The organism is Aeromonas sp. R7-5 (genome assembly GCF_040908015.1).
Taxonomy (GTDB): Bacteria; Pseudomonadota; Gammaproteobacteria; order Enterobacterales; family Aeromonadaceae; genus Aeromonas; species Aeromonas caviae.
In genome coordinates this window covers 624,413-646,827 of the sequence record NZ_JBFOCZ010000033.1, presented here as the reverse complement: position 1 = coordinate 646,827, position 22,415 = coordinate 624,413, and the positions used below count along the sequence as shown (strand labels likewise).

Sequence of the window (22,415 nt, the reverse complement as noted above, 5' to 3'; positions counted from 1 at the left end):
AAAAAGCGGGGCACCTGGCCCCGCTTGCATTCCCGTGTTGCTCTTCTTTTATTATTTGCCGTGGGCCTTGATAGCCTCGACCGCCTTGTCGGGGAAGTCGCTGAATACCCCATCCACATCGGCCTGGTAGAGGAAGATGTTGAGCAGGTCGGTGAAGTCTTTCGCATAGGCCGGGATCTGCCCCTCATCCTGACGGAAGGTATAAGGATGCACCTTGAGACCGGCCGCGTGGGCCTCTTTCACCATGCCGGTGAAGACCGGCTTGCCGGGAGTGCCCGGCTCGGTCACCACCATGGGTTTCCAGGGACCTATCCCCTCGGCATAGGTGGCGATGGTCTTCATGGCCCCCGGCTTGAACATCCAGTCGTAGTCATAGGGGGTTGCCTTGCCCTTGGCATCGTAGACCATGGTCTCGTTCCAGTCGGTCTCGGCCATCAGCTGCACCAGCTTGAGATCCATGCCCATGGCGGGCATCAGCTCGCCGTTGATGCGCTTGAGTTCGTTGGCATCGAAGCACTGCAGATAGACCTTGTCGCTCTTGCTGGTGTAGCCGTACTCCTTCAGTACCTTGAGCACCGCCTTGGAGATGTCCTTGCCTTCGTGGCGGAACAGCCAGGGAGCCTTGATTTCCGGGTAGATGCCGATGTGCTTGCCGGTGCTCTTGTTGAGCCCCTGGATCATCTCGATCTCTTCCTGGAAGGTGTGGATCCTGAAGCTCGACTTCCAGAGCGGGAAGCGCGCCGGATAGACCGGCACCTGCTTGCCGTCCACCAGCTGGAACGGCTCGGTCATGCGCAGGGAGCGCACCTCGTCCAGGGTGAAATCCACCACATAGTAGCGACCGTCCGGGCGGGCCCGGCCGGGGAAGCGCTCGGCCACGTCCGTGATGCCATCGAGGAAGTGATCGTGCATCACCACCAGCTGGTCATCCTTGGTCATCACCAGGTCCTGCTCCAGATAGTCGGCGCCCATGCCATAGGCCAGGGCCTTGGATTCCAGGGTGTGTTCCGGCAGGTAACCGGAGGCACCACGGTGGGCGATCACGATTTTGCCTTCGTCGGCCGCCAGTGCGGGCAGCGCCAGGGCGGCCCCGAGGCCAAGGGCTATCAGGGTACGGTGAGGTTGCTTCATCAAGAGGTCTCGTTGTTATGGTGTGTAGGATGCAGGTAATTGTTATAGCAGGGGTTTATTGCAGTTTGACGGCGGGCGGCAAAGGCCGCCCGCCGTGGGTCATCAGCAGGCTTCGGGCAGGGCGTGGTGGTGCTCGAGCAGCCAGGCACCGAGCTGCTGCTGTTCGGATTCCGACAGGCGCAGCCCCAGCTTGCTGCGGCGCCACAGGATGTCCTCCAGGGAGTGGGCCCATTCGCGCGCGATGAGATAGCGCACTTCGGATTCATACAGTCCGGCGCCAAAGTGCTGGCCGCGCTCCTCCTTCAGCCAGAGGCGGGCATGAGCGCCATAGGATTCGGCGATGCGCAGGGCGCTGCGATCGTCGAGCCAGTCGAATTCCAGCGCAAAGGCTCGCGCCAGTTCACGCACCGAGCAGTCGAACTCGCCACCGGGCAGCCGGCTGTTGGCGGTCCAGTCCTCTCCCATCTGGCTGAACCAGGGCTTGAGCTTGTTGCAGGCGGCCTGGGCCAGCTTGCGGTAGGTGGTGAGCTTGCCGCCAAACACCGACAACAGCGGCGCGCCGTCGGATTCACCACTGAGCTCGAGCGTGTAGTCCCGGGTCACCGCCTGGGGTGAATCGGACTCGTCGTCACACAGGGGGCGCACCCCGGCATAGGTCCACACCACGTCTGCCGGGCTTATCTGCCTGGTGAAGTGGGCATTGACCACCTTGCACAGGTAGTTGATCTCGGCATCGCTGATCTTGGCTTCCCGCGGGCTGCCTTTGTGCTCCACGTCCGTGGTGCCGATGAGGGAATAGTCCTGCTGGTAGGGGATGACGAAGACGATGCGGTTGTCCTCGTTTTGCAGGATGTAGGCCTCTTCGCGCTCATGGATGCGCGGCACTATCATGTGGCTCCCCTTGATGAGGCGAATGCCGCGGGGGGATTTCTCGCTCAGGCTCTCGTCATAGAAGGTCTTGACCCAGGGGCCTGCCGCATTGACCAGACCACGGCAGCTGACGGTGAACTGCTCGCCCCCTTCCCGCTCCAGCGTCAGGGTCCAGTGTTTGGAGCCGCGCACCGCCTTGACGCAGCGGGTACGGGTCTGGACATCGGCGCCCTTGTCCCGCGCCAGCATGGCATTGAGCACCACCAGCCGGGCGTCGTCGACCCAGGCGTCCGAGTATTCAAAGCCCTTGTTGATGCCGCTCTTGAGACCGTCCTGCGGCAGGAAGCGCAGGCCGCAACTCCCCTTGAGCTTGTCCCGCTTGGCCAGGTTGTCATAAAGGAAGAGACCGGCTCGGATCATCCAGGCCGGACGCAGGTGCGGGCGATGAGGCAGACGAAAACGCATGGGACGGGCGATGTGGGGAGCCATGCCGAGCAGGACCTCCCGCTCCGCCAGCGCCTCTTTCACCAGCCGGAATTCGTAATGTTCGAGGTAGCGCAGGCCGCCGTGGATCAGCTTGCTGGAGTTGGACGAGGTGGCAGAGGCGAGATCGCTCGCCTCGAACAGCGCCACCTTCAGCCCCCGCCCCGCCGCATCTGCCGCGATGCCGACCCCGTTGATGCCGCCGCCGACGACGACCAGATCATAATGTTCGCTCATGTTCACCTACTTTCTTATTTTGTGTTTGCCATGACAGCAATGTTTGATTTCGCTCATATTAGAACATGAAAAACCAATAAACGAACATTTCGTGAGAGAAATGTGATCGCGATTGTTTTCACAATGCTAAAAATGCTGCCAGTCGGTGACGGCCTGGCAAGGCTACGGCATGTCGGAAACAGCCATTTCGGGCAGGGAGGAGAACAAAGAGTCACGGATGGGGAGGCCATGAGGCAAGGTGATGAAGGCGATGGCGTGAATTCCTCGCAGGCGCCTAGCGTCGGTGCAAACCTGGCGCCCGAGTGCGGGGGCAACATCAGGGGTCAAAGAAGGAGTGTCAGCGCCAGGAACTGGCCGCTTAGGCGCCGCAAGGGAGACGCCGCAAGCCGGGAGGAGGCAGGAAAAAAAGCGGCCGCCCCGAGGCGGCCTGATGCCTGTGCGGGGAAGATCAGCAGATATGGCAGGCGATCTGATGCTGGGACATCAGTCGCATCAGCTTCTCCGGCGGCTCCTGATCCGTGAACAGGGCGTGGATCTGGTTGAGGTTGCCGAGGTTGACCATGGCGTTGCGGCCAAACTTGGTGTGGTCGGCGGCCAGGAACACCTGGCGTGAGTGGGCGATGATGGCCTGGGCGATCTTCACCTCGTGATAGTCGAAATCGAGCAGGGAGCCGTCGCTGTCGATGCCCGAGATGCCGATGACGCCGTAGTCCATGCGAAACTGGCCGATGAAGTCGCGGGTCGCCTCCCCGACGATGCCGCCATCCCGGTTGCGAATTTCGCCGCCGGCGATGATGACGGTGAAGTCATCCTTGGCGGTCAGGATGCTGGCGACGTTCAGGTTGTTGGTGACCACGCGCAGCTCCCGGTGGTCGAGCAGGGCACGGGCGATGGCCTCGGTGGTGGTGCCGATGTCGATAAAGAGCGACGAGCCGTCGGGGATGTTGGCGGCCACTTCCCGGGCGATGCGCTCCTTCTCCTTGAGCTGCATCACCTTGCGGGCACTGTAGGCGGTGTTGACGGTGCTCGAATGCAGTGAGGCCCCGCCGTGATGGCGCCGGATCTTGTTCTGTTCGGCGAGATCGTTGAGATCCCGGCGAATGGTCTGGGGGCTGACGTCAAAATGGGTCACCAGATCGTCGGTCGAGACGAAACCCTGCCGGGTCAGGACGTCCAGGATCTCCAGATGTCGTTGGGTTTGCTTCACGCTTGCACTCCGCAGATGAGACGAAAAAAGGCCCCGGCAGGTGCGGGGCCTTTGGCAGTGTACCTGATCCCTTTTCCAATCGATAAGGGCAGGATCACGTTTTATGCCTTATGGGCAGCCGCCTTGGCGGCAATCGACTCGTTCTCGTGCTTGAGGGTCATGGCCAGCAGGATGATGGAGAGCACGCAGGAGACGGTGAGCACCATGAAACCGCCGTCCCAGCCGAAGTGGTCAACGGTATAGCCCAGCATGGCGTTGGCCGCGACCGCGCCACCCAGATAACCGAACAGGCCGGTGAAGCCCGCCGCGGTACCGGCCGCCTTCTTGGGCGCCAGCTCCAGGGCGTAGAGGCCGATCAGCATGACGGGGCCATAGATGAGGAAGCCGATGGCGACCAGGGCCATCATGTCGATGGTCGGGTTGCCCGCCGGGTTGAACCAGTAGACCAGCACGGAAAGGGTCACCAGCACCATGAACAGGATGCCTGCCGGGGCGCGGCGGCCCTTGAACATCTTGTCGGAGATCCAGCCGCACAGCAGGGTGCCCGGGATCCCCGCCCACTCATAGAGGAAATAGGCCCAGGAGGAGTGATCCACGCTGAAGTCCTTGGCCTCTTTCAGATAGGTGGGCGCCCAGTCCAGCACGCCGTAACGAATGAGGTAGACGAAGGCGTTGGCGATGGCGATGTACCAGAGCAGCTTGTTGTGCAGCACGTACTTCATGAAGATCTCCTTGGCGGAGAACTCCTGCTCGTGGCTTTCGTTGTAATCCTTCGGGTAGTCGTTCTTGTACTCCTCGATGGGAGGCAGACCGACCGACTGCGGGGTATCGCGCATCACGAAGAAGGCGATCACCGCGATGGCCGCCGCCGCCGCCGCAGGCACATAGAAGGCGCTGCGCCAGTCGTTGAACCAGCCCATGCCGAGGATGAACAGGGGACCTATCATGCCGCCGCCCACGTTGTGGGCCACGTTCCAGACCGAGACGATCTCGCCCCGCTCCTTCTGCGACCACCAGTGCACCATGGTGCGACCGCAGGGGGGCCAGCCCATGCCCTGTGCCCAGCCGTTCAGGAACAGGAGCACGAACATGATGCCAATGCTGGAGGTAGCCCAGTGCATGGTCCCCATCATGAACATGATGCCTGCCGAGAGCAGCAGACCGGCGGAGAGGAAGTAGCGCGCGTTGGATCTGTCCGACACGTTCCCCATCAGGAATTTGGAGAGACCGTAGGCGATGGAGACGCCGGAGAGGGCCAGACCCAGATCCCCGCGGGAGAAGCCCTGCTCGATGAGGTAGGGCATCGCCAGACTGAAGTTTTTCCGTACCAGGTAGTAACCCGCATACCCGAAGAAGATCCCGAAGAACACCTGCCAACGCATGCGTTTGTAGAAGGGATCCACCTTGTCGGCCGGCAGCCGGTCGATATGGGGTGCAGGCCTGAAGAGACTAAGCATGTTCTGCTTCCTTTTATTGTTGTTCTGGGCGGTTGAGGACGCCCCGCTCATGCCGGCGATCAGACGCGTCTTGATTCGCAAGCGAGCCTATTGTGCTCATTTGTGAACATTTAATCTGTGATGAGCGCTAAATTATTGCAGTTTTATTACAAAAATTGTGACGCAGTGAGTGAACGCGCATCCAGGGTCAGCCCACGCATGGCGTGGCTTTTGGCTACTCACTAAGGAGTAATATGGCCGACAACTGTTGCTTTTCGTCACATTTTCTTAGCAATGAATGGGATCTTGCCCACATTTCCGGTGGCGGGGGTATGGTGAATTGACGCAGAAGGTTTATTTTCTCTCTCGTCCAAGAACGAGCGCAAACGAGCATAACGTTTGCGCAAGCTCAAAAAACAAGAAGAAACGTTTTCGGGCGCAATGAATGGGAATGAAAGATAACAAAACGGAACATCAAACCTACTGTGGGTGGATATAAGGAATAACAACTATGAGCATACAAAGACCCAATACCCTGCTTGGCGAGTGCCTCGCCGAGTTTATCGGCACCGGCCTGCTGATCTTCTTCGGCGTCGGCTGCGTGGCCGCCCTGGTGCTGGCTGGCGCCAACTTCGGGCAATGGGAAATCTCCATTACCTGGGGCCTGGGTGTCGCCATCGCCATCTATGTCACCGGTGGCATCTCCGGTGCCCACCTCAACCCTGCCGTGACCCTGGCACTGATGACCTTCTGCGGCTTTGACAAGCGCAAGGTGGTGCCCTTCATCATCGCCCAGATAGCCGGGGCCTTCGCCTCCGCCGCCCTGGTCTACGCCCTCTACAGCAACCTGTTCACCCAGTGGGAACTGACCCACAACGTGGTGCGCGGCAGCGTCGAGAGCCTCGGCACCGCAGGCATCTTCTCCACCTACCCCAATGCCCTGCTCTCCAACATGCAGGCTTTCGCGGTCGAGATGGTGATCACCGCCGTCCTGATGCTGGGCATCATGGCACTGGGTGACAACAACAACGGCGCCCCCAAAGGCTTCGCTGCCGCCCTGCTCATCGGCATCCTGATCGCGGTGATCGGCGCCTCCCTCGGCCCCTTGACCGGCTTTGCCATGAACCCGGCCCGTGATTTCGGCCCCAAACTGTTCGCCTTCGTGGCTGGCTGGGGTGACGTGGCCCTGACCGGTGGTCGTGACAACCCCTACTTCTGGGTCCCCATCCTTGGCCCCATCGTCGGCGCCCAGATCGGTACCGCCCTGTATGTGAAAGTGCTGGCTCCCTGCGTCCCGGGCAACCGCGTCGCCACCGAAGAAGCCGCCAAGCTGTCTAACAAAGAAGAGGCCGCCGCCTGAGAGCGGCCCTCCCCAACGTGTAACAACGTGGAAAAATAAAAACGTGGAGAACATCATGTCTGCTGAAAAGAAATTTGTCGTTGCGCTGGACCAGGGTACCACCTCCTCCCGTGCCATTGTCTTCGATCAGGACGCCAACATCGTCGCGACCTCCCAGCGCGAATTCACCCAGCACTACCCGAAAGCGGGCTGGGTCGAGCACGACCCCATGGAGATCTGGGCGACCCAGTCCTCCGTCTTCACCGAAGTGCTGGCCAAGAGCGGCCTGCACAGCGAGCAGATCGCCGCCATCGGCATCACCAACCAGCGTGAAACCACCGTCGTCTGGGAAAAGGCCACCGGCAAGCCCATCTACAACGCCATCGTCTGGCAGTGCCGCCGCACCGCGGCCATCTGCGAAGAGCTCAAGGCCCGGGGCCTTGAAGAGTACGTTCGCGAAAACACCGGCCTGGTGTTGGATGCCTACTTCTCCGGTACCAAGGTGAAGTGGATCCTGGACAACGTGGAAGGGGCCCGGGAGAAGGCAATGAACGGCGAGCTGCTGTTCGGCACCATCGACACCTGGCTGGTGTGGAAGATGACCAACGGCGAGGTGCACGTCACCGACCCGACCAACGCCTCGCGCACCATGCTCTACAACATCCGCGACCTGAAGTGGGATGAGCGCATGCTGGACGAGCTGGGCATCCCCGCCTCCATGCTGCCGCAAGTCAAACCCTCCTCCGAGGTCTATGGCTACACCACCCGTGGCGGCGGCGCCCGCATCCCCATCGCCGGTATCGCCGGTGACCAGCAGTCCGCCCTGTTCGGCCAGCTCTGCTTCGAAAAAGGGATGGCCAAGAACACCTACGGTACCGGCTGCTTCATGCTGATGAACACCGGCACCGAGCCGGTTCGCTCCAGCAACGGCCTGCTGACCACGGTCGCCATCGGCCCGAAAGGGGAAGTGAACTACGCACTGGAAGGGGCGGTCTTCATGGGCGGCGCCACCATCCAGTGGCTGCGCGATGAGCTCAAGATCATCCACGATGCCCGCGATACCGACTACTTCGCGAGCAAGGTAGGCGACACCAACGGCGTCTACCTGGTACCGGCCTTCGTGGGCCTGGGCGCCCCCTACTGGGATCCGTATGCTCGCGGCACCATGGTCGGCCTGACCCGTGGCGCCAACCGCAACCACATCATCCGTGCGGCGCTCGAATCCATCGCCTACCAGAGCCGCGACGTGCTGGATGCCATGCAGCAGGACTCCGGCATCAAGCTGGCAGCCCTGAAGGTGGACGGCGGCGCCGTGGCCAACGACTTCCTGATGCAGTTCCAGGCTGACATGATGCACACCCCTGTGGTGCGTCCGACCCGCATCGAGACCACCGCCATGGGCGCCGCCTTCCTGGCCGGCCTCGCCGTGGGCTTCTGGAAGAGCTCCGAAGAGCTGGAAGACAAGTTCAGCGTGGACCGCGAGTTCATCCCGCAGATGGACCGCGACGATCGCGCCAAGCGCTACAGCGGCTGGAAGAAGGCGGTGGAACGCTCACGCCGCTGGGCCGAAGAGGAGTGATGGGGTAACCGACGCATCCTTGAGATGAAAAAAGCAAAGAGGCCGACAGCGATGTCGGCCTCTTTTATTGGCGCTCGCAAACCCCTCGGCCCCCTCCCCTTGAGGGGTGGGAATGATGGCCCCTCCTCCTCGTGGAGGGGAAGGGGCGGGAGGGGATGGGCCCTGTCAGAACACGCCTAGAGCGCGTGGTTGCCGAGCTGCTCTTTCAGGAAATCGAGCCAGACCCGCAGCCGGATGTCCCGCTGGGCATCGGAGTAGAAGACCGCATGGATGGGGCGCGAAGCGCCGCTGTTGCTGCGGGCCAGCACCTCCACCAGCGCCCCGCTCTCCCTGTCATCCCCCGTCATGAAGTCCGACAGGCAGACGATCCCCTGCCCCGCCAGCGCCAGCTGACGCAAGGTTTCCCCGCTGCTGGCCCGCAGGGTCGGGGTGATGGCGAATCGGTCCCCCTGCTCCTCGCTCAATAGGGGCCAATGATTGAGGTGATCGGGGTGCAAAAAACCGAGCAGCTCATGGCCAGACAGCAAGTCAGCCGGCTGGCGCGGGGTACCGCGTGCCTTCAGATAGTCGGGGGAGGCCAGCAGCCGCAGCCGCGAGCGGCCCAGCGGCAGGGCCCGCAGGGAGGAGTCCGTCAGCTCGCCGATGCGAATGGCCATGTCCACCCGCCGCTCCATCAGGTTGATGAAGCCCTCGGAGCTGTGCAGTTGCAGCTCGATGGCGGGGTAGCGGCGGCGAAACTCGCCGATGATGGGCACCAATCTATGCAGGATGAAGGGGGTGGCGGCGTCCACCCGCAATATGCCCTCCGGCTGCTCCCGGCGCATCAGCAGCAACCCTTCCGCCTCGCTCATCTCGGTCAGGATCTTCACCGCCCGCTGATAGAACCAGCTCCCCTCCTCGGTCAGGCTGACCCGGCGGGTGGTGCGGTTGAGGAGCACGGTGGCGAGCTTCTCTTCGAGGCGCTTGATGCCGCGGCTCACCACGGAATTATCCATGCCGAGATTCTCCGCCGCCTGGCGAAAGCTGCCCGCCTCCACCACCGCCACAAACAGGGTCAATTCATCGGAATGGGTCTTCATTGTTGTCATCCTGGCAAGAGTAATGGGTCTTTATAGGTGCAATGGCCGGGAGTTGGCAAGACAGGCGTCGCTTCGTATCGTGACGCACCACCTGTTTTATCTGCGCCATTGCCAGTACAATGCCGCCAACCGGCACCGTATGGCGCCACACTATGACAGGGACGATCCATGACATTCGACAACAGGCTGGCCGCCGCCCATCGGGAGCTGGCCGAGAAGGGCGTGCAAACGCTCAACTACAACCCGCCGATCATCTGGCTGCTGCGAAAGGCGGGGTTCACCATCAGGCCGCCCCACTACGAACGCTTTCTGATCAACGTTCTTGCCCTGGGACTCCCCATCGGCGCTATCTGGGGGGTGTTGATGTGGTGCCTCGGCTGGCAGGATGAGGTGAGCCCGGGGTTTGCCCTGCGCCAGAGCCTGCTGTTTGGCATCGGGCTCGGTCTGCTGATGGGGACCTGGTTCTGGTTTCGGCGCAAGCAGCTCAAGCTGACCCCCTGGGACGCCTTGCCCCACTCCACAAGCCCCACGCAAAAGCGCTGGCAACCGAAATAACCACCGATATCGACAAGGAAACCCTTATGACCAGGGCCCATGAAAAACTGAACTATGTGGAATTTGCGGCCAGGGATCTTGCCGCCACCAAAGCCTTCTTCACCGCCGCCTTTGGCTGGCAGTTTGCCGACTACGGCCCCGATTATTGCGCCTTCGAAGGGGAAGGGCTGGATGGCGGCTTCTACCGCACCGAACTGTGCAGCCAGAGTGCTCAGGGCGGGGCGCTCCTGGTGTTCTACAGCGCCGATATCGAGGCGACCCAGGGCAAGGTGAGCCAGCATGGCGGCACCATAGTGCGCCCCCTGTTCGACTTTCCAGGTGGCCGCCGCTTTCACTTTGTCGAGCCCAGCGGCAATGAATTTGCGGTCTGGTCCGAACCGGCCAATGCCTGATAATACTCCGCCCTCCCCTGGCCCACCTGCACCACGACCAGCCATGGGGAGGCCACATTGCTGCACTCACCTCAATAGTGTTTTGTGACTGCTGCCCTGTATCCCCCAGTCTGGGGCGGGCATACTGACTCCCGTCTTAACGAGGAGGTTCAGATGTCATCCCCCGTGATTGTGATTGCCCAGCTTGACGCCAAACCCGAATTCGCCGCCCAGTTTCGCGCCGCCCTCGAGCCGCTGATCGCCGCCACCTTGCAGGAGGCTGGCTGCCTGCGCTACCAGCTGCATCAGGATTTGGACAATCCCCACAGCTGGATGCTCTACGAGGTGTGGGAGAGCGAGGCCGCCCTCCGCGCCCATCAGGGCCAACCCCACTTTACCGACTTTGTCGCCAAGGCCGAGCCCTGGTTTGCCGGCAGCACCATTCGCCGCTATCAGCCGCTGGACGCCTGATTTACCGCGCCGCTGAGCGCCCTTTTGCAACCCATTTGAGGAACAACATGATGAAGATGCCCAACCTGGGTCTTGGTACCTTTCGGCTGACCGGCCAACCCCTGCGCGACTCCTTGCTGCAGGGGCTCGAGCTTGGCTACCGCCACATCGATACCGCCCAGATCTACGCCAACGAGGCCGAAGTTGGCCAGCTGATGAGCGAGAGCGGCGTGCCCCGCCAGGATATCTACCTGACCACCAAGGTGTGGACCAGCGAGTTCGGCCCGGGCAAGGTGATCCCGAGCCTGGAGGTGAGCCTGGAAAAACTGGGCACCGACTATCTGGATCTGGTGCTGATTCACTGGCCTTCCCCCAAGAATGAGGTGCCGATGGCGGTCTATCTGGAACAGTTGGCCGAGGCCAAGGCCCGGGGCCTGACCCGGGAGATCGGGGTCTCCAACTTCACCGTGGCCCAGCTTAAAGAAGCCATCGATATTCTGGGGCCAGGCGTCATCGCCCATCAGCAGGTGGAGATCCACCCCCTGCTGCAAAACCGCAAGGTGGTGGAATTCTGCCAGGCCCACGGCATCGCCATCACCGCCTATATGCCGCTCGCCTATGGCAAGGTGCTCACCGAGCCGCTGCTGATGGAGATCGGCCAGCGCCACGGCGTCTCGGCGGCCCAGGTGTCGCTGGCCTGGCTGCTGGCTCAGGGCATGGCGGTGATCCCGAGCTCCACCAAACGGGAGAATCTGACCGCCAACCTAGCGGCGTTGAAGGTACGGCTCAGCAGCGACGAGATGGCGCAGATTGCCACCCTGGATCGGGGTGAGCGCTGCGCCAACCCGGACTTTGCGCCGAATTGGGATTGATCCCCCTCATCCCCAGCCCTTCTCCCGCAAGGGGAGAAGGGAGCAAATAAGGCTCAATGACATTCTTCAGCACCAGCGGGAGGCACAATGCCTCCCGCTTTTTTTGTACCCAATACCGCGCGTCACCACCGCCCGAGTCCTCCTCCAACACCTTCCCTCAATCCTTTACCTCTTACCTCATTTCTCTTTCCTCTTTTCTCTCTGTCCCAGCTCGCTCTGCACGGGTTGCCGCCGTGCGCGCTGTCTCTGCACCCACCTCGCGCGCTACGGCCGCTCTTGCCACAGTTGCCTCGACCACTCCCAATACCCCATTTCACGGCCCCATTGCTGCTGATTTGGCAAAAGTAATTTGACGTTGCCGTCATTTTTACCAACAAACACCCTCGGCATACTGGCGCCATTCTCCCGTCGGGAGTCCCAATCCAAGGAGTTGTTATGCCACTGGCGTTATTTGCCCTCACCTTAAGTGCCTTTGCCATAGGCACCACCGAATTCGTGATCGTGGGGCTCATCCCCACCATCGCCGAGCAGCTCAATGTCTCGCTCCCCTCGGCGGGCCTGCTGGTCAGCCTCTATGCCCTTGGGGTGGCCATCGGCGCCCCCGTGCTCACGGCACTCACCGGCAAGCTGCCGCGCAAGTGGCTGCTGGTGGGGCTGATGGCCCTCTTCACCGTCGGCAACCTGCTGGCCTGGCAGGCCCCCGGGTACGAGAGCCTGATTGTGGCCCGCATCCTGACCGGGCTGGCCCATGGGGTCTTCTTCTCGGTAGGCAGCACCATCGCCACGGGTCTCGTGGCCAAAGAGAAGGCGGCCAGCGCCATCGCCATCATGTTCAGCGGCCTCACGGTCGCCCTGGTGACCGGCGTCCCGCTTGGCACCTGGATTGGTCAGGTCTTTGGCTGGCGCGAAACCTTCCTGGTGGTGAGCCTGCTCGGCCTCGTCGCCATGGTGGGCAGCATGCTGCTGGTACCGGGGAACCTACCGAAGGGGGCCGCCTCCAGCGTTCGCGAGCAGCTCTCGGTGCTCACCAGGAAGCCCTTGCTGCTGGTCTACGCCAAGACGGCGCTCGGTTACGGCGGTGCCTTCACGGCATTTACCTTCCTCGCCCCCATCCTGCAACAGGTGAGCGGCTTTAGCGCCAGCGCGGTGAGCCTCATTCTGCTGGTGTACGGGGTATCGGTCGCCGTCGGCAATATCTGGGGCGGCAAGCTCGCCGACCGGATGGGCCCGCTGCCTGCGCTGAAGCTGCTGTTTGCCGGGCTCGCCGTGGTGCTGCTGGTGCTCACCTTCACCGCGCCGCACCCGGTGCTGGCGGTACTGACCGTGCTGGTGTGGGGCGCCTTCGCCTTTGGCAACGTGCCGGGCCTTCAGGTACTGGTGGTGAAACAGGCCGAGCGCCACACCCCCAATGCCGTGGATGTGGCCTCCGGCCTCAACATCGCCGCCTTCAACGTCGGCATTGCGCTGGGCTCCGTGGTCGGCGGTTTCGTGGTGGAGCACCTCGGCCTGATGCACACCCCCTGGATTGGCGCCCTCATCGTGCTGCTGGCCTACGGCCTCACCCATGTCAGCGAAGCGGGCGAGCGCCGCGCCGCCCTTGCCTGACCCCGGGCAAGCAAAAGGCCGACACCCTGTGTCGGCCTTTTTCATGGGCAAGATGCGAGGCTCAGGGCTCCTTGAGATCCTCATCGGCGGCCCAGCGCGCCTCCAGCCAGAGCAGGTTGACCAGCCCGCAGAGCAGGGCAAACCCCAGCCCCAGCAACCAGGTGAAATACCACATATCGCGTTGATCCTTGTGTTGAAGCGGATTAATAGAGGCTGTGGCCGTGCTGGCGCACCTGCTCGGCGCTGACCCTGCCGCGCACCACCCGGTAGACCCAGAGGGTGTAGCCGATGTTGACCGGCATCAGTACCCCGACGATCCCCAGCATGATAAGCAGGGTGCGCTCGCTGGAGGTGCTGTCCCACAGGGTCAGGCTGCTGGCCGGATCCAGGGACGAGGGCAGCACGAAGGGGAAGAGCGCGATGGCCACGGTCAGCATCATGGCGGCGCAAGCACCGCCGCTGGCAACGAGCGCCAGCCCGGACTTGCCGAGGCGGCTTGCCAGCGCGCACACCAGGGGCAGCAGGAGCCCGAGCACAGGCACGGCCCAGAGCACCGGATGGGCGACAAAGTTGCCAAGCCAGCCCGCCGGCACCGCCACCACCTCTTTCATCAGCGGAGTGAGGGCGCCGTTGAGATCGCCGATGGCCGTGATGCGATACCCCGCCATCTCTCCAAGCCAGACGCCGCCAAGAGCAAAGAGGGCGCTCGCCAGGGGGCCGAGCCAGAGGGCGAGGCGGGCGCTGCGCGCCGCTATGGCTCCCTGTGTCTTGCACTGCAGGAAGCTGGCACCGTGCAGCAAGAGCAGCGCCAGCGCCGTCCCCATGGCGGTCAACAGCAGCGGCCAGTGGAACGCAAAGGCGCCATAGTGGATGCGAAGGGCCGCATCGAAGCGAAACGGCAGCCCTTGCAGCACCAGGCCAAGGGTGGCACCAAACACCAGGGTCGGCAGCAGACCGCCCACCACCAGGGCGCGGTCCCACCAGCGGCGCCAGACCGGGTCCGGCAGCTTGCTGCGATAGTCAAAGCCCACCGGGCGCAAAAAGAGGCCGAACAGCAGGAACATGAAGGGCACGTAAAGCGCCGAGAAGGCGGCGGCATAGACCAGGGGCCAGGCGGCAAACAGGGTGCCGGCACCGGCGATGAGCCACACCTGGTTGCCCTCCCACACCGGCCCCACGCTGTTGAGCAGCACCCGCCGCTCGTCATCCGTCTTGCCGACCACGGGCAGCAGCATGCCGACCCCGAGATCGAAGCCATCCATCACCACGAAGCCGACCAGCAGGAAGAGCACCAGCCCCCACCAGATCACTTTCAGGGTTTCGTAATCCATCAGGCAGGACTCCCGTTTTGCAACACTTCACCTTGATAACGACCCGTCTGCAGGCTGGCAGGCCCTTTGCGGATCACATGACGCAACAAGAACAGCTCCACCACCAGCAGGCTGCTGTAGATGAGGAAGATGGCGATGAGGCTGAACCACAGCTGCCCCGGTTGCAGCAGGGAGACGGAGGCCGACACCGGCAGCACGTCGCTGATGGTCCAGGGCTGGCGACCGAACTCCGCCACGAACCAGCCCGCCTCGATGGCAATCCAGGGCAGAGGAATAGACCAGAGCAGGGCCCTGAGCAGCCGCGGGGATTGCACCAGCCTGCCCCGGCACAGCTGCAGGAAGGCGGCGGCAAAGAGCGCCAGCAGCGCCACGCCGATGCCCACCATCAGGCGAAAGCTCCAGAACAGCGGCGCCACCTGGGGGATGGAGTCATCCACCGCCTTGGCGATGGCCGCCTCGTCCGCCTTGCCAATCTCCTTGGCATAGGGGGTGAGCAAGAGGCCGTAGCCCAGATCGCCGCGGTGGCGCTCGAAGGTGGCGCGGGCCGCCTGGTTGCTGCCATCTGCCCGCATCGCTTCGAGCGCCTCGTGGGCCAGCATGCCGCTGCGAATGCGCGCCTCGTGCTGCGCTTTCAGATCTTTGAGGCCCGTCACCTGCTCATCCAGGGAGCGGGTGGCGATGATGCCCATCAGATAGGGGATCTTGATGGCCGCGTGGGTGGTCTCGGCACGCTGATCCGGCAGGCCGAACAGGGTGAAGGAAGCCGGGGCGGACTCCGTCTCCCACTCCGCCTCGATGGCGGCGAGCTTGACCTTCTGCACCTCCCCCGAGCGATAGCCCGACTCGTCCCCGAGCACGATGACCGAGAGGATGGCCGCGAGGCCAAAGCCCGAGGCGATGGCAAAGGATCGCAGGGCGAAGCGCACCTCCATGCCGCGCAGCAGATACCAGCTGCTCACCCCCATCACGAACAGGGAGGCCGCCACATAGCCCGCTGCCACCGTGTGGACGAACTTGACCTGGGCCACCGGGTTGAAGATGACCGCGGCCACGTCCACCAGCTCCATGCGCATGGTCATGGGGTTGAACTCGGCGCCGACCGGGTTTTGCATCCAGCCGTTGGCGATGAGGATCCAGAGGGCGGAGAGGTTGGAGCCGAGCGCCACCAGCATGGTCACCAGCAGGTGCTGACCGCGGGAGAGCTTGTCCCAGCCGAAGAAGAAGAGGCCCACCAATGTGGATTCGAGGAAGAAGGCCATCAGCCCCTCCACCGCCAGCGGGGTGCCGAAGATGTCGCCGACGTAGTGGGAGTAGTAGGCCCAGTTGGTACCGAACTGGAACTCCAGGGTGATCCCGGTGGTGACCCCCATCACGAAGTTGATGCCAAACAGCTTGCCCCAGAAACGGGTGATGTCCTTGTAAATCACCTTGCCGGTCATCACGTAGGCCGACTCGGCGATCACCAGGATCCAGGACAGCCCCAGGGTGAGGGGCACAAACAGAAAGTGGAACATCGCCGTCGCGCCGAACTGTATTCGGGAGAGGCTGACCACATCATCCAGGCTTATCATGCATGACTCTCTATGTTGCATTTAACAGACAGGTTTTCGCCCGTTAAGTACAACACGCCCTGTGACACCTATAACAGATGCAGTTATAGTGAAAAACACCTATAACAGTTTGGGCCCACCATGTCCCGCTACGGCCAGTTGGCAGACCAGCTGCAACAGCAGATCACGAGCGGGCTCTGGCAGCCGGGGGAGCGCATCCCCTCCATCCGCCAGAGCTGCAAGACCCATGGCCTCAGCCCCATGACGGTGCTCCAGGCCTATCAGTTGCTCGAAAGCCGGGGCCTCATCCTGGCGCGGCCCCAGTCCGGCTACTACGTCAAGGCCGCGAGCACGGCCCGGCGGGAGAGCCAGCCCCAGCAGGCCCGCTACAGCGGCTCGGTGGACATCAACGATCTGGTGTTCGAGGTGCTGCAGGCGAGCAAGTCACGGGAGCTGGTGCCCCTTGGCATGGCGGTGGCGGACCCCACCCTCTTCCCCCACCCCCAACTCGGTCGGGCCCTCGGCAGTTGCATGCGCCGCCTCGATCCCTTCAGCACGGTGGCAGATCTGCCCCCCGGCAACGAGGCACTGCGCCGCGCCATCGCCCGGCGCTACGCCGGCGAGGGGATGGCGGTGGATCCCCAGCAGATCATCATCACCACGGGGGCCATGGAGGCGCTTTCCCTCAGTCTTCAGGTGCTGACCGAGCCCGGCGACTGGGTGGTGGTGGAGTCCCCCACCTTCTACGGCGCCCTGCAGGCCATCGAGCGGCTCAAGCTCAAGGTGGTGGAGATCCCGGTGATCCCCGGGGTGGGGATCGATCTCGCCCTGCTGGAGGAGGCCCTCGCCCAGCGCCCCGTCAAGGCGTGCTGGCTGATGGGCAATGTGCAGCACCCCCTCGGCCACACCATGCCGGATGAGCACAAGCAGGCGCTGATGGGGCTGCTCAACCGCCATCAGGTTCCCCTGGTGGAGGATGACGTCTACGCGGAGCTCTATGTCGGGCGTGAGCGGCCAAGGCCCATCACCCATTGGGATGCGCGGGGAGAGAGCCTGCTGTGCGGCTCCTGGACCAAGTGTCTGGCGCCGGGCTTTCGGGTCGGCTGGGTGGTGGCGAAGCGCCACGCCGAGCGCATCCAGCGGCTGCAACTGATGTCGACCCTGTCGACCAATGTGCCCAGTCAGCTGGCGCTGGCCGACATGTTGCGCCAGGGCGGGGTGGACGCCCACTTTCGCCGCCTGCGCCACACCCTGGCCCAGCGCCAGCAGCAGATGCGGGCAGCCCTGATGCGCCTCTTCCCCGAGGCACGTATCTCCTCCCCCGACGGGGGCTACTTTCTCTGGCTCGAATTTGACGCCCGCCTCGATGGCCGGGCGCTCTATGCCAGCGCCATCGAGCAGGGGGTCTCCATCGCCCCCGGGGCCCTCTTCTCCAGCCAGGGCCAGCACAACCACTGCCTGCGCCTCAACAGCTCCCATCCCTGGAGCCCGCAACTGGACGCGGCGCTCAACCGGCTTGCGGGCCTCATCGCCCGGCAACGGGAAACCTGGCAGAGCCCCCCTGACGCCTCACACGACAAGGGCCCGTAACGGGCCCTTTTGCAAGCGAATGCGCCTTACCTGGCCATGGTCTGTGACTGGGCCTTGAAGCCCAGTTGCTCGTAGAGGGCCCTGGCCCGCTCGTTGAAAGCCATCACCTCCAGGCGCAACTGGCTTGCGCCCCGCGCCTTGCCCCACTGGTCCCCGTGGGCGATCAGCGCCCGGCCGATGCCCCGGGAGCGGAGCCCCTCATCCACCACCACGGTCGTGATGCGGCAGACGGGCAGCTTGCTGAGAAAGGGGACGCTCTCGTTGAGGTCGATGCGGGCGGTGAGAAAGCCCGCCACCTCCCCCGCCACCACCGCCACCACCGCCACGCAGAAAAGACGCGCCTCGTCGGCAATGGCGCCAAGCAAGAAGGCCCTGTCCTCCGGGGACGGGGGGCAGAACACCTCGGGCACCTGCTCGAAGTGGAGCTGACCTATCTGCCGGTTCAGGGCCAGAATGGCGTCGATATCCTGTTCAGTTGCCTTGCGAATGTCCACCTGATGCTCCTTGCTGTGAGGGTCGCCAGCGAGGAAAGAGGCTCGGCGGTCACCCTTTGGAACCCGCATCTTATCGGCTCGTCACGGCAATCAACAGCCCCCCGGCAACGACAAGGCCCCATGACGGGGCCTTGTGGACAATCCTGATGGCAATGCGGGATCAGCCCGGCGCCCCCAGCTGGGCCACCTGGCGCTCTATGCTCCCCTTGAGGTTGTCATCCAGCTTCAAGGCTCGCGCCAGCTCGTCCAGATAACCGCGCTCCATGAAGTGATCCACCTCGATGGTGAGCAGGGAGGCGAGGTAGACCTCGGTCGCCAGCTCCATGTCGGTCACTTCTCGCGCCAGGACATGGGGGTCGAGGGGGCGGGAGAGCTCGGCGTCAATCCAGCGGGCCGCATCCCGCTCCCCCTGTTCGGTCAAGTACTCCTGGATCTTCTGGCGCTCGGCGGCATCGATGTGGCCGTCGGCCCGGGCTGCCGCCACCATGGCGCGCACCAGCAGGTTGGCGCGGGCATCCAGGGCCTTGCCCTCCAGGGTGTCCAGGGGCTGGGTCGGCTGGGCCGGGGTGGACTGCTGGGTCTGCCAGTCCTGATAGAGTTTGTAGGCCAGTCCCCCGAGAGCCGCCGCGCCTCCCACCGCCGCCACCTTGGTGCCATATTTGCGCATCTTCTTGTTACCAAGCAGCAGCGCCATGGCCCCGGCGGCCAATCCCCCCTGCGCCATGCCCTTCATCTGGGCCTTGCGCGTGTCACCACCGTCGTTGAGCCAGCCCTTGCCAGCTCCCATCAATTGCTCCAGCATCTGTTTCATGGGGCCTCCTCCCTCGCGTGATGAGTCATGCTGGGCCGCCTGCGCTGAACTCAAGGTGAATGACGGCGCAGACAAGAAGAGGCGCTGGTTGGATCAGTGTCGGCCCCGCCCGCTGCTATTGTCCCCGGGGGACAGCCAAGGAGTCCCCCCTTGCCTCGACATAAGGAAGTACCATGAGCGCCCGTGAACTGACCCTGCAATTTCTCGCCGAACCCGCCGACGTCAACTTTGGCGGCAAAGTCCATGGCGGCATGGTGATGAAGTGGATTGACCAGGCCGGCTACGCCTGCGCCGCCGGCTGGTGTGGCGGCTATGCCGTCACCGTCTATGTGGGGGGCATCCGCTTCTTGCGCCCCATCCAGATAGGCCAGCTGGTGGAGGTGCACGCCAAGGTGATCCACACCGGCACCACCAGCATGCACCTGGCGGTGGATGTCTACAGCCGCCACCCCACCGACCCGGAGCGGCGCAAGACCACCCACTGCATCATCATCTTCGTGGCCATGGACGAGCATGGCAAACCCACTCCGGTGCCCCAGTGGCAGCCGGTGAGCGAGAGCGATCTGCAGTTGCAGCAGTACGCCAAAAAGCTGATGGCCCTGCGCGAGGAGCTGGACAAGGAGATGCGCCAGCACATGTGACCCGTCCCGCCCCGGGCAGCCGGGGCGTGTCTTCGCACCGCCGGGCGCTATAATGGCGACCACCCTTGCCCTTGAGAACCCAAGATGTCCCTGGAAAATGCCCCCCCCGAGGTCCAGCTCGCGGTGGATCTGATTGAACTGCTGGAAACCAACCACATCGCCCCCGCGCTGGCCCTGGCGGCACTCGCCATCGTTCGCCGGGATTATGAGCGCAAGCTCGAGGAAGGTCGGGAGGCCTGAGCGCCCCCGCAGGAGGCACCATGTCAGCACCCATTCGCATCGAACAAGGCCGCGCCATGCTCCTCGGGGGGCTGCGCCGTCACCACCCCTTCGAGCAGGGGGACTTCGCCGGCCAGTGGCGCGACCTCAGCGCCCTGCTTCCCCTGCCGGGGCAGCTCGGTGAGCATGCCTATGGCGTCATCTGCGCCGCCACCGACACCCACTGCGAATACCTCTGCGGGGTGGAGGTCGCCGCCCTGGAGGTGCTGCCTCCCGGGCTTGGCCGCATGCGCATCGCCCCCCAGACCTACGCCATCTTCTTGCATCAGGGGCATGTCGCGACCCTGCCGCACACCTGGCGCCAAGCCCTGGCGTGGCTCACGCAATCGGACTATCAATCTGCCCAGCAGCCGGATTTCGAGCGCTACGGCGCCCGCTTTGACGCCGCCACCGGCAGCGGCGAAGTGGAAATCTGGCTCGCCGTGGTGCCAAAACAGGCCCTGGCCTGACCCCTGACCGCCCGGGCTACCTCGGCCCCATCACCTCGTCACAGAGCGCGATCAGCGCCTCCCCCAGCCGGGCGAGGGGCTCGCTCGTGCCCGGCCCCTGGTGCAGGGCCAGCTCCACCGAGCGCACCGCAGGCCAGTGAGCCAGCACCACCTGATCCGGTTGCAGCAGGCGCGCCGGCAGCAGGCTGACCCCGATCCCCGCGCTCACCGCCCCTTGCAGGCTGGCGAGACTGCCGCTCACATAGGCGATGCGCCAGGGGATCCCCTCGGCATCCAGGGCGTCGGTCATCTGGCGCCGGTAGAGCCCCTCGCTTGGAAACACCACCAGAGGCAGGGGGTCGCGCCCGGCGGCGGGCCACTCCCGGCTGTCAACCCAGGCCAGGGGCTCGCGCCAGCGGGCGATGGGCTCCCCCTGGCCGCGCCCCTGCTTGATGAGGGCCAGATCCAGCTCTCCCCCTTCGAACGCCTGCCACAGGGCATGGCTGAGATCGCTTTGTACCTCCAGCCGCACCTGCGGGTGCGCGCGGGCGAAGGCGGCCAGCACCGGGGTCATGGCCCCCGCGGCAAAATCCTCCGGCACCCCGAGGCGCAGGGGGTGGCTCGCCTCGCTCACCCGCTCCCCCGCCCGGGCCAGCAGCCCCAGGATGCGGCGCGCCAGCCCGAGCAGGGTCTCCCCCTGGGCCGTGGTCACCACCTGGCGGCCGGATCGATCGAGCAGGGTGCAGCCCAGCTGCTGCTCCAGGCGGCGCATCTGCTGGCTCAGGGTGGACTGGGTGAGGTGGATACGCTCGGCGGCGCGGGTAAAGCTGCCGGTTTCGACGATGGCGACGAAGCTCTGCAGCAATTGGGGGTCCAGCAGGGGGCGCTCCATGGGCAATCTCCATTTATAAAACCACTGGAAGTCATTTTATCATTTAATTTCCAAATGATGCGGCGACCCTCTAGGCTGCTGTCCTCCCCCTTTTTTGCCAGGATATGACCATGCCATCCCCTTCCCAGTCCGGTGCCCGCCTCCTCAACTCCCTCACCGCCGCCTCGGCCCCCAGCCATCAGGAGTGGCTGGAGCAAGCCCTGCACCTGGCCCTGACCCATCGCCAGCAAGGGGGGCGCCCCTTCGCCGCCCTGCTGGTGAGGGATAACCGGTTGGTGGCGAGCGCCGTCAACCGCATGCTGGAGGCGGGGGACCCCACCCGTCACGCGGAGCTGGAAGCGCTGCGGGAAGGGAGTCGCCAGGGGCCGCTGGCAGGGGCCATCGTCTATGCCAGCGGGCACCCCTGCCCCATGTGCCTGTCGGCCCTGGTGATGAACGGCATCCAGGCGGTCTACTACGCCTTTGACAACGACGATGCCGCCCCCTTCGGCTATGACAGCCGCGCCGCCTACGCCGCCCTGCGACTGCCGCTGAGTCCGCCGCCCCTGCCCCTTATCAAGCTGGCAAGCCCCATCGCGGCCGACACCCTCTACGGTCCCCTGCCCCATGCATAAACGCCTCCTCCCCCCGGGCTGCGGCGCCTTGCTGGTGCTGGTGATCCTCATCGCCCTCAACCTGCGCCCCTTCCTCACCGCCATCGGCCCCCTGGCCCCTCGCATCGACGCGAGGCTGGCCCTGGGGGTGGATACCCTGGCCTGGGTCACCCTGCTGCCCCTCTGGCTTATCGGGGTCGGCGTGCTGCTCACCCCGGGGCTCCTGGGTCGCACGGGCCCGCGCCCCCTGCTCGGGACGGCCCTGCTGCTGCTCGCCCTTGGCAGCGCCCTGCGCGTCGATCTGGCGAGCGGCGCCCTGCTCATCGCCAGCGCAGCCCTGTGCGGGCTGGGCTCGGCCCTGGTGCAGGGGGTGCTGCCCGGCCTCATCAAGGAGGGGTTCGCCCAAAAGGTGCCCCTGGTGATGGGGATCTTCTCCGCCTGCATGATGGGGGGCGGGGCGCTCGGGGCCGTGCTCACCCCGCGCCTTGCCGAGTATCTGGACTGGTCTCGGGCGCTGGCGCTCTGGGGCCTGCCGGTGCTGCTGGCCCTCGGCTGGCTGGCCTGGCGGGTGCCCCTGCCCGCCCCGGCCAGC

24 protein-coding genes are annotated in these 22,415 nt (G+C 64.1%); 13 read left to right on the top strand and 11 right to left on the bottom strand.

Annotation, left to right across the window (positions count from 1 at the left end; translation table 11 throughout):
• Positions 1-51: 51 nt before the first annotated feature.
• From glpQ to glpT, 4 genes are all read right to left on the bottom strand, one after another.
• On the bottom strand, positions 52-1,131 hold the full coding sequence (glpQ, locus tag AB5Y53_RS18465) for a glycerophosphodiester phosphodiesterase (protein ID WP_323882269.1): 1,080 nt from the start codon (positions 1,129-1,131) through the stop codon (positions 52-54).
• Positions 1,132-1,233: 102 nt separating this feature from the next.
• Positions 1,234-2,721 (bottom strand): glycerol-3-phosphate dehydrogenase, encoded by a 1,488-nt coding sequence (gene glpD, locus AB5Y53_RS18460; RefSeq protein WP_053288567.1) that lies wholly within the window; start codon positions 2,719-2,721, stop codon positions 1,234-1,236.
• Positions 2,722-3,169: 448 nt separating this feature from the next.
• A complete protein-coding gene (locus AB5Y53_RS18455; RefSeq protein WP_010674233.1) occupies positions 3,170-3,928 on the bottom strand; it encodes a DeoR/GlpR family transcriptional regulator in 759 nt (252 codons plus the stop codon).
• Positions 3,929-4,029: 101 nt separating this feature from the next.
• Complete coding sequence (gene glpT, locus AB5Y53_RS18450) at positions 4,030-5,385, bottom strand: glycerol-3-phosphate transporter (protein WP_041212777.1); 1,356 nt, start codon at positions 5,383-5,385, stop codon at positions 4,030-4,032.
• Between the two features lie 490 nt (positions 5,386-5,875).
• Between glpT and AB5Y53_RS18445 the strand changes: the two genes are divergently transcribed.
• Both AB5Y53_RS18445 and glpK read left to right on the top strand, forming a co-directional pair.
• A complete protein-coding gene (locus tag AB5Y53_RS18445; protein WP_039038615.1) occupies positions 5,876-6,724 on the top strand; it encodes an MIP/aquaporin family protein in 849 nt (282 codons plus the stop codon).
• A gap of 55 nt (positions 6,725-6,779) precedes the next feature.
• Positions 6,780-8,282 carry a glycerol kinase GlpK gene (gene glpK / locus AB5Y53_RS18440; protein ID WP_010674229.1) on the top strand — a complete coding sequence of 501 codons (1,503 nt, stop codon included), beginning with the start codon at positions 6,780-6,782 and terminating at the stop codon, positions 8,280-8,282.
• A 176-nt stretch (positions 8,283-8,458) separates the two neighbouring features.
• Here the strand turns inward: glpK and AB5Y53_RS18435 are convergent, their stop codons facing one another.
• A complete protein-coding gene (locus AB5Y53_RS18435; protein ID WP_368182809.1) occupies positions 8,459-9,361 on the bottom strand; it encodes a LysR substrate-binding domain-containing protein in 903 nt (300 codons plus the stop codon).
• Between the two features lie 168 nt (positions 9,362-9,529).
• Here AB5Y53_RS18435 and AB5Y53_RS18430 point away from each other — a divergent pair, with 168 nt between their 5' ends.
• The 5 genes from AB5Y53_RS18430 to AB5Y53_RS18410 all read left to right on the top strand — a co-directional run bounded on the left by AB5Y53_RS18430 (position 9,530) and on the right by AB5Y53_RS18410 (position 13,214).
• Entirely contained in the window at positions 9,530-9,916 is a 387-nt protein-coding gene (locus tag AB5Y53_RS18430; RefSeq protein WP_010674227.1) for a DUF6404 family protein, read from the top strand.
• Between the two features lie 26 nt (positions 9,917-9,942).
• Complete coding sequence (locus AB5Y53_RS18425; protein WP_368182806.1) at positions 9,943-10,308, top strand: VOC family protein; 366 nt, start codon at positions 9,943-9,945, stop codon at positions 10,306-10,308.
• A 153-nt stretch (positions 10,309-10,461) separates the two neighbouring features.
• A complete protein-coding gene (locus AB5Y53_RS18420) occupies positions 10,462-10,758 on the top strand; it encodes a putative quinol monooxygenase (protein ID WP_368182804.1) in 297 nt (98 codons plus the stop codon).
• A 47-nt stretch (positions 10,759-10,805) separates the two neighbouring features.
• Positions 10,806-11,609: a 2,5-didehydrogluconate reductase DkgB gene (dkgB, locus tag AB5Y53_RS18415; protein ID WP_368182803.1), complete on the top strand. Its 804-nt coding sequence runs from the start codon at positions 10,806-10,808 to the stop codon at positions 11,607-11,609.
• Between the two features lie 435 nt (positions 11,610-12,044).
• On the top strand, positions 12,045-13,214 hold the full coding sequence (locus AB5Y53_RS18410; RefSeq protein ID WP_323919179.1) for an MFS transporter: 1,170 nt from the start codon (positions 12,045-12,047) through the stop codon (positions 13,212-13,214).
• Between the two features lie 61 nt (positions 13,215-13,275).
• Here the strand turns inward: AB5Y53_RS18410 and AB5Y53_RS18405 are convergent, their stop codons facing one another.
• From AB5Y53_RS18405 to AB5Y53_RS18395, 3 genes are read right to left on the bottom strand one after another with little or no spacing between them, the layout of a single operon-like run.
• The gene (locus tag AB5Y53_RS18405) at positions 13,276-13,389 is read right to left on the bottom strand and encodes a CydX/CbdX family cytochrome bd oxidase small subunit (protein WP_010674207.1); all 114 of its coding nucleotides are present in this window, start codon (positions 13,387-13,389) and stop codon (positions 13,276-13,278) included.
• A 28-nt stretch (positions 13,390-13,417) separates the two neighbouring features.
• Positions 13,418-14,545, bottom strand: coding sequence for a cytochrome d ubiquinol oxidase subunit II (cydB, locus tag AB5Y53_RS18400; RefSeq protein ID WP_042015906.1), 1,128 nt, complete (start codon positions 14,543-14,545; stop codon positions 13,418-13,420).
• Positions 14,545-16,116 carry a cytochrome ubiquinol oxidase subunit I gene (locus AB5Y53_RS18395; RefSeq protein WP_368182802.1) on the bottom strand — a complete coding sequence of 524 codons (1,572 nt, stop codon included), beginning with the start codon at positions 16,114-16,116 and terminating at the stop codon, positions 14,545-14,547. The genes cydB and AB5Y53_RS18395 overlap by 1 nt, the downstream gene beginning before the upstream one ends.
• A 120-nt stretch (positions 16,117-16,236) precedes the next feature.
• On the opposite strand from AB5Y53_RS18395, the gene AB5Y53_RS18390 reads away from it, so the two are divergent.
• Positions 16,237-17,685: a PLP-dependent aminotransferase family protein gene (locus AB5Y53_RS18390; RefSeq protein WP_053288572.1), complete on the top strand. Its 1,449-nt coding sequence runs from the start codon at positions 16,237-16,239 to the stop codon at positions 17,683-17,685.
• A gap of 26 nt (positions 17,686-17,711) precedes the next feature.
• Here AB5Y53_RS18390 and AB5Y53_RS18385 read toward each other — a convergent pair whose 3' ends face one another.
• Both AB5Y53_RS18385 and AB5Y53_RS18380 read right to left on the bottom strand, forming a co-directional pair.
• Positions 17,712-18,179: a GNAT family N-acetyltransferase gene (locus AB5Y53_RS18385; protein WP_368182800.1), complete on the bottom strand. Its 468-nt coding sequence runs from the start codon at positions 18,177-18,179 to the stop codon at positions 17,712-17,714.
• A gap of 160 nt (positions 18,180-18,339) precedes the next feature.
• Entirely contained in the window at positions 18,340-18,990 is a 651-nt protein-coding gene (locus AB5Y53_RS18380) for a tellurite resistance TerB family protein (protein WP_042015902.1), read from the bottom strand.
• A 173-nt stretch (positions 18,991-19,163) separates the two neighbouring features.
• On the opposite strand from AB5Y53_RS18380, the gene AB5Y53_RS18375 reads away from it, so the two are divergent.
• The 3 genes from AB5Y53_RS18375 to AB5Y53_RS18365 all read left to right on the top strand — a co-directional run bounded on the left by AB5Y53_RS18375 (position 19,164) and on the right by AB5Y53_RS18365 (position 20,359).
• A complete protein-coding gene (locus AB5Y53_RS18375) occupies positions 19,164-19,631 on the top strand; it encodes an acyl-CoA thioesterase (RefSeq protein ID WP_010674201.1) in 468 nt (155 codons plus the stop codon).
• Between the two features lie 84 nt (positions 19,632-19,715).
• On the top strand, positions 19,716-19,871 hold the full coding sequence (gene rsmS, locus AB5Y53_RS18370; protein WP_010674200.1) for a pleiotropic regulatory protein RsmS: 156 nt from the start codon (positions 19,716-19,718) through the stop codon (positions 19,869-19,871).
• Positions 19,872-19,891: 20 nt separating this feature from the next.
• Complete coding sequence (locus tag AB5Y53_RS18365) at positions 19,892-20,359, top strand: GyrI-like domain-containing protein (RefSeq protein ID WP_368182797.1); 468 nt, start codon at positions 19,892-19,894, stop codon at positions 20,357-20,359.
• A gap of 16 nt (positions 20,360-20,375) precedes the next feature.
• Here AB5Y53_RS18365 and AB5Y53_RS18360 read toward each other — a convergent pair whose 3' ends face one another.
• Positions 20,376-21,218, bottom strand: a complete 843-nt coding sequence (locus AB5Y53_RS18360) for a LysR family transcriptional regulator (protein WP_029314296.1) — start codon at positions 21,216-21,218, stop codon at positions 20,376-20,378.
• 122 nt (positions 21,219-21,340) lie between these two features.
• Here AB5Y53_RS18360 and AB5Y53_RS18355 point away from each other — a divergent pair, with 122 nt between their 5' ends.
• Positions 21,341-21,844 (top strand): nucleoside deaminase, encoded by a 504-nt coding sequence (locus tag AB5Y53_RS18355; RefSeq protein WP_368182796.1) that lies wholly within the window; start codon positions 21,341-21,343, stop codon positions 21,842-21,844.
• A partial coding sequence (locus AB5Y53_RS18350; RefSeq protein WP_368182794.1) for an MFS transporter occupies positions 21,837-22,415 on the top strand: 579 nt, incomplete at its 3' end. The genes AB5Y53_RS18355 and AB5Y53_RS18350, both read left to right, overlap by 8 nt.

Coding starts and splice junctions, on each gene's coding strand:
- AB5Y53_RS18380 (WP_042015902.1), bottom strand. CDS start 18,990: ATGAAACAGATGCTGGAGCAATTGATGGGAGCTGGCAAGGGCTGGCTC.
- AB5Y53_RS18405 (WP_010674207.1), bottom strand. CDS start 13,389: ATGTGGTATTTCACCTGGTTGCTGGGGCTGGGGTTTGCCCTGCTCTGC.
- AB5Y53_RS18430 (WP_010674227.1), top strand. CDS start 9,530: ATGACATTCGACAACAGGCTGGCCGCCGCCCATCGGGAGCTGGCCGAG.
- AB5Y53_RS18375 (WP_010674201.1), top strand. CDS start 19,164: ATGAGCGCCCGTGAACTGACCCTGCAATTTCTCGCCGAACCCGCCGAC.
- AB5Y53_RS18425 (WP_368182806.1), top strand. CDS start 9,943: ATGACCAGGGCCCATGAAAAACTGAACTATGTGGAATTTGCGGCCAGG.
- glpT (WP_041212777.1), bottom strand. CDS start 5,385: ATGCTTAGTCTCTTCAGGCCTGCACCCCATATCGACCGGCTGCCGGCC.
- AB5Y53_RS18410 (WP_323919179.1), top strand. CDS start 12,045: ATGCCACTGGCGTTATTTGCCCTCACCTTAAGTGCCTTTGCCATAGGC.
- glpK (WP_010674229.1), top strand. CDS start 6,780: ATGTCTGCTGAAAAGAAATTTGTCGTTGCGCTGGACCAGGGTACCACC.
- glpQ (WP_323882269.1), bottom strand. CDS start 1,131: ATGAAGCAACCTCACCGTACCCTGATAGCCCTTGGCCTCGGGGCCGCC.
- AB5Y53_RS18355 (WP_368182796.1), top strand. CDS start 21,341: ATGCCATCCCCTTCCCAGTCCGGTGCCCGCCTCCTCAACTCCCTCACC.
- AB5Y53_RS18395 (WP_368182802.1), bottom strand. CDS start 16,116: ATGATAAGCCTGGATGATGTGGTCAGCCTCTCCCGAATACAGTTCGGC.
- cydB (WP_042015906.1), bottom strand. CDS start 14,545: ATGGATTACGAAACCCTGAAAGTGATCTGGTGGGGGCTGGTGCTCTTC.
- AB5Y53_RS18445 (WP_039038615.1), top strand. CDS start 5,876: ATGAGCATACAAAGACCCAATACCCTGCTTGGCGAGTGCCTCGCCGAG.
- AB5Y53_RS18420 (WP_368182804.1), top strand. CDS start 10,462: ATGTCATCCCCCGTGATTGTGATTGCCCAGCTTGACGCCAAACCCGAA.
- dkgB (WP_368182803.1), top strand. CDS start 10,806: ATGATGAAGATGCCCAACCTGGGTCTTGGTACCTTTCGGCTGACCGGC.
- AB5Y53_RS18435 (WP_368182809.1), bottom strand. CDS start 9,361: ATGAAGACCCATTCCGATGAATTGACCCTGTTTGTGGCGGTGGTGGAG.
- AB5Y53_RS18390 (WP_053288572.1), top strand. CDS start 16,237: ATGTCCCGCTACGGCCAGTTGGCAGACCAGCTGCAACAGCAGATCACG.
- AB5Y53_RS18365 (WP_368182797.1), top strand. CDS start 19,892: ATGTCAGCACCCATTCGCATCGAACAAGGCCGCGCCATGCTCCTCGGG.
- rsmS (WP_010674200.1), top strand. CDS start 19,716: ATGTCCCTGGAAAATGCCCCCCCCGAGGTCCAGCTCGCGGTGGATCTG.
- glpD (WP_053288567.1), bottom strand. CDS start 2,721: ATGAGCGAACATTATGATCTGGTCGTCGTCGGCGGCGGCATCAACGGG.